Origin of the sequence: Mesorhizobium sp. M7A.F.Ca.CA.004.04.2.1 (genome assembly GCF_004022825.1) — a bacterium.
In the GTDB taxonomy this organism is placed as follows: domain Bacteria; phylum Pseudomonadota; class Alphaproteobacteria; order Rhizobiales; family Rhizobiaceae; genus Mesorhizobium.
On the sequence record NZ_RZPH01000157.1, the window covers coordinates 1 to 8,591 of the forward strand.

The 8,591-nt window shown below is 63.2% G+C and carries 6 protein-coding genes; 5 read left to right on the forward strand and 1 reads right to left on the reverse strand.

Annotation, left to right across the window (positions count from 1 at the left end; translation table 11 throughout):
* The 3 genes from EN893_RS09905 to EN893_RS09915 form a co-directional block, all read left to right on the forward strand.
* Nucleotides 1–206, forward strand: a 206-nt coding sequence (locus EN893_RS09905; protein ID WP_281057676.1) for a S4 domain-containing protein, incomplete at its 5' end; no start/stop codon positions are given.
* Between the two features lie 200 nt (nt 207–406).
* A complete protein-coding gene (locus tag EN893_RS09910) occupies nt 407–1,528 on the forward strand; it encodes a PAS domain-containing protein (protein ID WP_127270919.1) in 1,122 nt (373 codons plus the stop codon).
* A gap of 190 nt (nt 1,529–1,718) precedes the next feature.
* The gene (locus EN893_RS09915; protein WP_127270917.1) at nt 1,719–3,020 is read left to right on the forward strand and encodes a hypothetical protein; all 1,302 of its coding nucleotides are present in this window, start codon (nt 1,719–1,721) and stop codon (nt 3,018–3,020) included.
* Between the two features lie 81 nt (nt 3,021–3,101).
* On the opposite strand, the gene EN893_RS09920 is transcribed toward EN893_RS09915, so the two are convergent.
* The gene (locus tag EN893_RS09920) at nt 3,102–6,482 is read right to left on the reverse strand and encodes a DUF3971 domain-containing protein (RefSeq protein WP_127270915.1); all 3,381 of its coding nucleotides are present in this window, start codon (nt 6,480–6,482) and stop codon (nt 3,102–3,104) included.
* A gap of 95 nt (nt 6,483–6,577) precedes the next feature.
* On the opposite strand from EN893_RS09920, the gene EN893_RS09925 reads away from it, so the two are divergent.
* Nucleotides 6,578–7,045 (forward strand): peroxiredoxin, encoded by a 468-nt coding sequence (locus tag EN893_RS09925; protein WP_127258257.1) that lies wholly within the window; start codon nt 6,578–6,580, stop codon nt 7,043–7,045.
* A 151-nt stretch (nt 7,046–7,196) separates the two neighbouring features.
* Nucleotides 7,197–8,501 carry a M23 family metallopeptidase gene (locus EN893_RS09930; RefSeq protein WP_127268135.1) on the forward strand — a complete coding sequence of 435 codons (1,305 nt, stop codon included), beginning with the start codon at nt 7,197–7,199 and terminating at the stop codon, nt 8,499–8,501.
* Nucleotides 8,502–8,591 lie beyond the last annotated feature (90 nt).

An 8,591-nucleotide genomic window follows, 5' to 3' on the forward strand; every position in this document is an offset into this window, starting at 1 on the left:
TCGGTATCCTGTCGCTGCTGGTCACCGCCGGACTGGCGGCGTCGAACGGCGAAGCGCGGCGGCATGTGCAGGGCGGTGCCGTGCGCCTGAACGACGAGCCGGTGAGCGACGAGCGCCGCCTGGTGACTCCTCAGGATTTGAGTCCGGAAAACGTCGTAAAGCTTTCTCTGGGAAAGAAAAAACACATTCTGGTACGGCCTACCTGATCCGCACGGTGGGACCGAGCCAACCGCTTGTCAGGATCAGCGTTTGACGGCTCCGTCTTGGGCGCATAAATTGCGTTGAATGCATCGTCCATGCGCCGGGGGGCCGCCTGTGAAGATCAATCCACGCAAGCATAACGCACGAGCACGCCCAGGCGATGCGTCCGCTCCCGCCGCCAGCTATGGTTTGCGGAGCACCGACCTTGCCTGAGATCACGCTCGACGACTTCAACAGCCTTATCCACACGGTCTACGAGGCAGGCATCAACCCGCACAAATGGTCCGCGTTCGTCGGGGACCTGTCAGGCCATCTGGACGACACGCTCATTTGCCTGCATGCGCATGATACCGTCGCGCGAGCAAGCCTGGGCTTGCTTGCGTCCGGGGCTGCGCCGGAATTTATTGATTCCTATGTGCGAGACTATGCGACGATCAACGTCTGGGCGAACGGAATGGCTATCGCCCCGATCGGCAAGCTTGTTCAATCGGAAGAAATATACGACCCGGACAAACTTCTCAAAACCGAGTTCTACAATGACTGTCTGCGTAGCCAGAGTCTGGTGTCCGCGAGCGCCGTTGCGCTGCATCGCTCATCGGACAGGATGCTCTTCCTTTCGGGCAATATTCGCCTGCGCAACCATGATCTCGTGCGGGCGCGGGTAAACAGGACGTTTGACCTGCTTGGGCCGCATATCACCCGCTCGTTCGAGTTGATGCGGCACATCCCGCACCAGGTGGAGGGAGAAGACTATCGCGCCACTCTTGAGACATCGACCGACGCTGTGCTGTTCATCGACAGAGCCGGGCGTATCACCCACTGCAACCGTGCCGGAACGGCGATGCGCAAGGACGCGTCTTTCCTCGCCGTCGACCGCGACGGGCACCTGCACCTCAAGGATCCGAGGGCCGATACGACCCTGCGGATTGCCCTGGCCGCGATAGCGAGAGCGGATTTTCCCGCAATTCCAGGCAGCTTCCCCGTTCGTCGGGCGGCCGGTTCGCCGATGCGCGCGATGATCGTGCCGCTCGCCCACAGAACCACGCAAACAATGTTCGATCAGATTTTCGAGGACCTTCCGATTGCAATGCTGGTCCTGCGCAACCAGCCGACGCCGCAGCCTTCCGTCGCTGCATTGCCCGGCTATGGGCTGACACCGGCTGAATCGGAGCTGGCCGTGGCCATCGCCCAAGGCATCTCGCTGCGCGACCATGCGGACAGCCGCGACGTCAGCATTCACACGGTCAGGGCGCAGTTGAAGTCCGTCTTTGCCAAGACCGAGACCCGTCGCCAAAGCCAGCTCGCCGCCCTGATCCTGCGCCACTAGAGCGACAGGCACCGCCGCCTCGAAGCAAGCTCTAGCTAAGACTTTGATTTTCAGGCCGTTCCTGCGGCCGCATAGCCCAAATGGGTGATGCGAGGAATCCGTCCACCGAGCATAAGTCGTCGAAACAGGCGATCTGACCAACGTTGCAACGTTGGCTCTGGGGAAGCCCGACGCAGGCTTGGGGACGAAAATGAGAACAGGCAAGATGATGGCGGCGGCCGTGGCCTGGATCGCGGGAGCCTTCCCGACCGGCGCTCAGGAGCAAACGCCGGAGCCCTCGCAGAAATCGGTCCGCCTGGTCGTAAACGGGCAGGTTTCGGAAGACGACAACCAGCAGCGGCTGAATGCCAGGATCGTCGCTGCATTCTCCGACCTTCCGGTAGCCTTCGGCATGGCCGCGGAGAAGGGAAACGGCGTCGCGCGGCTGATGGTTGGCGGTGCGGCGAACCTGGGCGAACTGCTCGCCGTGCAGGTTACCGGACAATTCGTCCGCGAGGATGCCGATCAGCTGTTCGGCCTGACGACAGACAAGAGTGTCGAAACCTGGAGCCTTGCCAGCTCGCTCGACCTGCGCCTGAGCGCGGCGACCACGGTTTCTCTCGGTGTCGATGGCTGGAACAGCCCGTCCGCCATTTTGATTGACGAGCCCTTCGCGAAGACGCGCTTCGACGGCGCGAGCGGCGTTCGGGTTGCGCCCGGCTTCGAAACCTATCTCGATCCGACCCTGAGATTAGGCGCCAGGATCGGCTACGAGCGTGCCATCGACAATGGCGATGACGGGCTGTTCGCAAAGGTTGATTTCAGCAAGGCGTTCGGCAAGACCTCGATCGAGGGAACGGCCTGGACCTCGCCCAATTTCGGCGCGGGCGCGCAGATCGGATTGGGCTATGCCTTCGACAACGACATGACGGCAAGCGTCTACGCCGGCTATCGTGACGGGATGACGCAAGGCGCCTATCTGGGCGCGAAACTGTCGATGGATTTTGGACCGCACGCTTCGCAGGAAAGCGGTGGCCTCATCAACCGCCTCGACCGCCAGATGCAATATGCTGAAATGACGATGCCGGGCGTTCCCAAGACGGCCCGCGCGGCGGTTTCCACCGAGATCAATTCCCCGTTCAAGACTGTGTTCGACGTGCCATGCCAGAGTGTCGAGCCAACGCCCGGATGCACGTTCTTCATGGCGAACGGAAACCGGATCACCCTTGCGGACGATCCTCACTACAACAGATACGGCAACGGCTCCGACGATCTCGGATATGTCAGGTTCGACAGCGTCGGCAACGCCGCCGTGTACAACAATCTTGGCCAATACCAATATTCGTCATCGGCGAGCGCCTTCGAAGGGTTTGTCGGCGGAACGACCATCGGCGTCGGCACTACGGGTTTCTACTGGGAGAACGTTGCCAGCGGCACATACTGGCTCGGCAAGAACGGTATCCTGTACTCGGCTAATTCCGGCTCAAGCAACTTCCAACAGGCAATCAACTGACCATCCCCGCCGCCTTGCGGTGCCGAAGCGACGGACCGGTTGATTTGACACTTTGCGCGCGGCGACCATGATCCGCGCCACTCACCTATACTCAAAAATCGACCTGAATATTCCGGGCGCGATCACCGACAGCGGATTGATGTCCAGCAGCGGCTTGTTGGCATTGCCTTTGAGCCGGTAGGTGACGCCGATCAGGCCACGGTCACGGCCATTGCCGAGCAGCGCGCCAACGATGGGCAATTCGCCGAAGATGCGATTGAGGCCATAGACCGGCATGAATGTGCCGGTCATGTCCATGTTGTTGTCCTGGTCGTAGAGCGTGCCCTGGAACGTCGTGCCGATGCGCGGTCCGCGCAGCACGCCATTGGCCAGTTTCAGATAGCCGCTGCCCTTGTCGATCTCGGCGTAACCGCGTTCGAACTTCACCCGCGACGTATCCAGCTTGCCTTTGACCGCCTGATTGAGGCTGCGGTTGTCGCCGGCCGGCGTGGTCGAGACGATGGAGGCCAATTTCGGTTCGTTGACCACGAAAAAGTTGCTGGTGTCGACCTTGCCCCTCAGCGATCCGTCGCTCGGCCCCGCAAGCGCCAGGGTGATCGTTCCGCCTTCCATATGCTCGTAGATATTGAGGAATCTCAGGATGGCGCCGGCGTCCGCGGACTGCATGTTGAGCGCGCGCCGGCCGGCGCCGGTGGTGTTGCTGATCGATATGGCGGCGCCCGAACTTGCCGTGGCGCTGACCTTCAGCCCGTTCACCCGCGAACCGGCAGCACTGTAGTCGAGCTTCAGATTGGACAATTGCTCGTCGTGGAAACCGGTCAGCCGGTCGACATCGGCGCTGACGGAAATGGCATCGGAACCGGTGGTCTTGGTAGCCGTGTCGACGTCCGAGGTGAACTGCTTGATCAGCGAGCGGGCATCGAGCGCGTTGCCCGATATCTCGACCGCATAGCCCTTGCCGGACCGCTTCACCGACACGGCAACGTCGTCGCCCCTGTTCAAGGTGACCTTGCTGAACCGCGCCGACGACAAGGCGCCATTGACCAGCACGATGCTGCCGTCGACGGAGAACGTCTTTCCGTCAAGGTCGAAATCGGACAGCGTCGTGGTGTCGCCGGACTTGGTCATGACGAAGGTGACATTGGCAGGAACCCCTGCCCCCTTGCCCCAGCCGGCCCAGGGAATGTCCAGCCTGGCGTTGGTCAGATCGGCCGAGACGTTCTGGTCGCCGCCGCCGTTCTTGTCGATCGCCACCTTCACCGTTCCGGCAAGCAGCGGCTTCAGGCCGGGCATGGCGGCGGCGCGGATCTTGTCGTCAAGCACCAGAGCCACCTTGCGGCTGCGCGCCGGCCCGTCATCCCTGAGCGGCTCGACCAGATCGAGTTCGGCCGGAATGCCGTTCAGCAATGCCTTGGCGGAGATCACCGCCTTCTCCGGATCGACCGTGATCGAACCGTCGGCATCCGTCACGATCTGGCCCTCGAAAGGCTTGGCCAAGGACATGCCGCTATAGTCGAGCGACACCAGCCAATCGAGCTTCGAGGAGTCGACACCGGACTGCAGCGGAATATCCGCCTTGACGTGGCCGGTGACGCTGCCCGACAGGTCTTCCGGCAGGATGCCGACATGGCGCATGGCGTTGATCGGCTCGTAGGATGCGAGTTCGGCTACGGCCGACGCTTCGCCGTCGACGTCGATATCGAGCGCGCCGACGACCGGCGGGCGGTTGGCCGCCTTGACCGTCAGCGTGCCGTTGCTGGCCGCCACGGTGCGGCCGCTGGGCATGTAGACGGTGCCCGAGGATAGCGAGATATCGACATCGTTGCCGTGGAAACCGACGACGCCGACCGCGTCGCGTATCGGCGGAATGCGGCCGGCGGTGTCGAAGCGCGATCCCTCGATCTGGAAGCGGCCGAACACCTCATCGGCCGAAAGCGGCACGCCGTTGCCCAGGCGGCCCGGCACCACCTGGAACTGAAGGTTGGCGTCGACGACACGGCCGCCGAACAGATTGGCCAGCACCCAGAGCCGGGCATTGCGCGCCGAAAACCACGGCCACAGCTGCTTGACGTGAGAGACCTGCATGTCGTGGATGTTGAACGCCAGATTGATCCCCGGCACTTTGCCGTCGACGAACGCCACGGCGGCGGTGCCAAGCATCTCGCCGGAGCCGGCGGACCGGAGCGCGATCTGCTCGGCGACCAATTTGTGGCTCACCGTGTTGTAGACGCCGGCAATCCGGGCCAGGAAGGTGAGCGCCGGCTCGGGCGACTCCGAAGGCGCAAGCGACGATCCGTCGCTGGTCAGGTCGTAGCGATAGGAGGGTTCTTCACCCACCGCTCCGCTTGCCGGCTTCGGCCCGATCGAACCGGCGAAATCGAATGTCGAGCGGCCGGTCTTCAGCAGCAATCTGTCGACCTGGATCTTGTTGCTGCCCGCAACCAGCGTCGCATTGATATCGACGTCCGCCGGCAGCAGTCCTCGCGTGCCGAGATCGAGGACAGAACCCGTCGACGACAAAGCGGCCGTCAGCCGCGATGCGTTCGCGCCGAACCCTTCCGATCCCGTCAGCTTCAGCGCGACGGTTCCCAGCTTGCCGGCAGCGGCCGCCATATCGCCGGTATCGGCCAGATCGACGCTCGCATCCAGTGCCGTGACGCGGTGCGCCGCGATATCGCGGGAGGCGGAAGCGGCAACGGTAGCCGTCCTGCCGTCGATGTCGGCCGTGGACGAGAACTGCATGCCGCCCGGGCCCGACTGCACGACGGTGGCGTCGGTGATCTTGACGAGCTTGATCGCTCCGGTTTCGGGCAGCACGAATTCGACATTGCGAAGGTCGATCCGGCGCAGCGAATCCTCCCGCACGGCATCGAGTGCGTGGTTGATGTTTCCGAACACCGCGGCGGACAGCTTCTCCGGATCGATGAGGCCGTCCGCATTGCGCAGGCCGGCGGTCCAGTCGCCGCCTGACGGCATCGCCGCCACGACGATGCGGGCATCCGAGATCCTGGCGCTGGTCAGCCGCACATCTCCCCACAGCAGCGGGAACAGACGCACGCCGAAGCGCACGCGGCCGGCATCGGCCATCGGCTTACCGTCCGAAGTCTTCAAGCTGACGTCGCTGACCTGAAGCGCGATGAAACTCGAACCGTCGAGCGTGATGCGGGCAGGCCCGACCGCGACATTGACATCGACGCCCGCCAGTTTCTCGAGCGCCGTTTCCGCCTCGGTGCGAAGCCGGTCGGATCCGATGCCGGAGGCGCCAACCAGATAAACGAGCACGGCGGCCAGCAGCACGAAAGCGACCAGACCGGCGAACAGTCGCGACAGGATGCGAAAACCGCGTCCGATCGAAGCCTGACCGAGCGGCGGCACACGGCAGGCGGACGGAAAGGTCCCCAGGTCGGTGATCTCATCACGCCTGAACCGGATCTTCTCGTGCTGCGGTCGCTCCTGATCCACGCAATTTTCCGTTGTACGAACTCGATCGTGGACGAATCCCCGTCCGACACTATATCGGTGTGGCTTCGCGCGTAACCTCAAACAAGGGCATCGGTATGGCTGACCTCGACGTAGGCGATCTCGCGCCGCAATTCGACCTGCCGCGGGACGGCGGCGGATCAGTCAGCCTTGCCGCATCGTCCGGCAAGCCCATCGTGCTGTATTTCTATCCGCAGGACGACACAACAAGCTGCACGCAGGAGGCGATCAGCTTCTCGCAACTGAAGCCGGACTTCGAGAAGGCCGGCGCCGTGGTGATCGGCCTGTCGCCCGACCCCGTCAAGAAGCACGACAAGTTCAAGTCGAAATACAATCTCACTATCGACCTCGCCGCCGACGAGGAGCGCAAGGTGATCGAAGCCTACCATCTGTGGGTCGAGAAATCGATGTATGGCCGCAAGTATATGGGCGTCGAGCGCGCGACGTTCCTGATCGGCCGCGACGGGCGGATCGCCAGGATTTGGCGCAAGGTCCGCGTCAAGGGCCATGCGGAAGAGGTGCTCGAGGCCGTTCGCGCGCTTTGAGGTTTTGCCGGCGAGGTTGGCCCGGTTTCCCTTACAACCATACGCACGCCTGGCGGGCGTTCGCTGCGGGCAAGCCGGCCCTGCAAGCCTTTGTTAACCTTAATAATGTGTAGTCAAGCTGTCGTGGTGTCGTAAACGAAAGCTTGGTCCCGTGAACGCAACCGGTCAGTCCGCAGTCTTCGGCAGGCGTAAGGAGCCCCATACGGTCATCATCGCCCGGGGCAACGAGATCAGGCATTTCACGATCCGACCGTGGCTGGCGGCCTTTATCGGCTCGGCGCTCGCCGCCATTGCCGTCGGCTACCTCATGGCCACCTCCTATCTGGTGCTGCGCGACGATCTGATAGGCGCCACCACGGCGCGCCAGGCGCGCATGCAGCAAGCCTATGAAGATCGCATTTCGGCGCTTCGCGCCCAGGTCGACCGCATCACCAGCCGGCAGTTGCTCGACCAGCAGCTGATGGAAACCAAGGTCAGCGAACTGCTTGAACGGCAGAGCCAGCTGAGCCAGCGTCACGGCCGCCTTGGCCCGCTGCTCGAACGCGCCGAGAGCGAAGTCGGCGCAGCGCCGGCCGAAGATCCGGCAGCGGTTGCGAAGCCGGACAAACGCGCCGAAGTGACCGGCAGCATCAAGGAGCCCGCGCGGAACTATGCGGTCGCCAGCCTGAGCGCCGATCCCGGCGCCGGCGACACAAGGCCGTTCTCGCTGTGGTCGACCCGCTCCGATCCGCTGCCCAACGATTCAGCCGCCGATCGTGCCGACAAGCTCTTCGTCTCGATCAACCAGTCGCTGAAATCCATCGAGAGCGACCAGTTGACCCGCATCAGCACGCTTGCCGACAATGCCTACAAGAGTGCCGATGCCATTACCCAGGCGCTCGAGGCGGCCGGACTGCCCGTCGACAGCGATTTCGGCAAGGGCGACAGCGATGTCGGCGGACCGCTGATCCCGCTCGACAGCTCCATGATGTTCGACAGCAAGGTCAAGGAGTTGGACGAAGCGCTTGACGCCCTCGACCATCTCAAGAAGGAAGCGCGCCAGTTGCCGCTGACCAACCCCGCACCGGGCCACTCCGTCACCAGCCCGTTCGGCGTGCGCACCGACCCGATCCTCGGCACCGCGGCATTGCATTCCGGCATGGATTTCAGGGCCCCGATCGGCATGGCCGCCAAGGTCACCGCACCCGGCACCGTCACCAAGGCCGGCTGGAACGGCGGCTATGGCCGCATGGTGGAAGTCGACCACGGCAATGGTTTTGCGACACGTTACGGGCATCTCAGCGAGATCGACGTCACCGTCGGTGAGAAACTGGACGCCGGCGCCGTCATCGGCAAGACCGGCAGCAGCGGCCGCTCGACCGGCCCGCATCTGCACTACGAAGTGCGCCACAATGGCGAAGCGATCGATCCCTTGCGCTTCCTCACGGTCGGCAAGAAGGTCGCCCAGTATCTGTAAGCGATGCTGGGCTCCTGCCCCATGCGCCGATGACCATCATGATGGCTGACTAAGGCGCTCCCGTCGACAGAAACGCCGTCACTGCCGCAA